This window comes from Luteimonas panaciterrae (genome assembly GCF_020511115.1).
Classification (GTDB): Bacteria; Pseudomonadota; Gammaproteobacteria; order Xanthomonadales; family Xanthomonadaceae; genus Luteimonas; species Luteimonas panaciterrae.
Genome location: NZ_JAJAVH010000041.1, coordinates 1 through 1,714, shown reverse-complemented (window position 1 = coordinate 1,714; position 1,714 = coordinate 1). Strand labels below are relative to the sequence as shown.

Here is a 1,714-nt window from a genome sequence, read left to right as displayed (position 1 = left end):
ACCGAGGTGCCGCCCAGGTGGTTCAGGCTCTCGCCGGTGAGCAGGCGACGCCGGTTGTAGGCGTAGCTGGTGAGCGTCGGGTTGGCGACGTTCGGGTTCGTTACCGCGATCGAGGCCGGCAGACCATCCGGGAAGTACGTCCAGGTCTGGTTGCCCTTGGTATCCGGGAAGTTCAGCGTCTTCAGGCGATTACGCGCGTCGTACGTGCGTGTGACCTTGCGCGCGGTGATGCTGGCATCGGTGTCCTGGCAGCTGGTGGTGCTGGTGAGATTGAGGCCTGCCGCGCTCCAGTCCAGATTGCCGGCGCCGTCGTAGTGCATCACCGTTGCGCCGGTCTCCGGCTCGATGGTTTTGCACAGCTCCTGCGCGGCGTTGTAGACGTAGCTGCGCGTCTGCGACAGCGGCGGCGGGACCAGGAACACACCCGAGTTGTTGATCGTCAGGTTCGATCCACCGGTCTGGGAGATGCCGTGGATGTAGATCTTCTTGTTCGAGTGCTGGGTGCGGATGCTGTCGCTGATCGGGATCGAGAAGCGGTACGCGGTGCCGGAGGTCTGGCAGCGGGTCGCGACCGCCGCCTCGCTGGCGTTGCTCGCAGTCGCGATGGCGATGCCCGTGCCGGTGCCGGCCGGACCGCCGACATACACGTGCACATCGATCGAGGCGGTCACGCCGGTGTCGCAGGCCCAGCCGTTGATCCGGTACTGGGTCCCCGACAGGACCACGCCGTCGATGTTGCCGATCACCTGGGCCCAGGCGGGCGCGCCTGTCAGCAGCAGGGCCAGCAGCAGGAAGAAGCGCTTCATGGACAATCCTTTCAAGAAGGCATGGCGGCCTCGGCTCGCGTCCGAGGGACCCAAGGGCTGATCAAGGGAATCGTTCATGGCCGTCCCCTTATTGATCCGGGCCTGAGCGCGTGACTTGCAGCGGCTTGCCGTAGGCATCACGCGGGATCGTGGTGCGCACGCCCTTGGGCTGGTCGACCGCCACCGGCAAGTCGGTCGTGGGCTGGTCCCAGGCCATATAACTGGTGGTGGTCTTCTGCCCGCGCGGGTTGGTGACGCGGGTCTGGAAGCCGCTCAGGTACTCGGTGGTGGTGGTGAGCACGCCGAGTTCGGAGTCCTGCTTGACCGTAGTCGGACGATCCAGCGCGTCGTAGCTGGTGGTGGTGCCCTTGAGCGTCGTGTCGGCGTAGTTGGCCTGTCCGTTGGTGTTCATCGGATAGGACTGGAACACCAGCCGGCCCTGCGTGTCGTAACGCTTGACGACTTCCGACATCGTGCCGGCAGTGTTGCCCAGGTCCAAGCTCTGCTCGACCACCGGGCGCCACAGCGCGTCGAAGATGGTGACCTTGCGGCCCTGGCCGGTGAGGGTCGTCTGCCGCCAATGGCCGGCGGGCATGCCGTAGGCGGCCGGATTGCCATCCGCGAAAGTGATCGAGGTCGAGGCCCACGCCGAGGTGTCGCAGACGCCGGCCTGGGTCTCCGAGGGATAGGTGATCAGGTTGATCCGGCCCATGGTGTCGTAGCCGTAGCAGGTCTTGGCCCCGGTCTCGTCGGTCACCGACTGGATCCAGCCGTTGTCGTCGACCACGGCCGACTCGGTGGCGCCGCTCGGGCTCTCGGGGGTGACGGGGTGCTTGATCGACTGCGGAGTGCCGCGCTTCCAACTCGAGAGCGTGGTGACGTTGTTGTTGCCGTCCTTCACCGTGGCG

1 protein-coding gene and 1 pseudogene are annotated in these 1,714 nt (G+C 66.0%); both read right to left on the bottom strand.

Going from position 1 to position 1,714, the window contains the following annotated elements; genetic code table 11:
* Positions 1-806, bottom strand: a pseudogene (locus LG367_RS18120) (hypothetical protein); the annotation flags it as partial.
* Between the two features lie 88 nt (positions 807-894).
* Positions 895-1,714 (bottom strand): RHS repeat domain-containing protein (locus tag LG367_RS18115; RefSeq protein ID WP_226470669.1); only part of this gene is annotated, 820 nt, incomplete at its 5' end.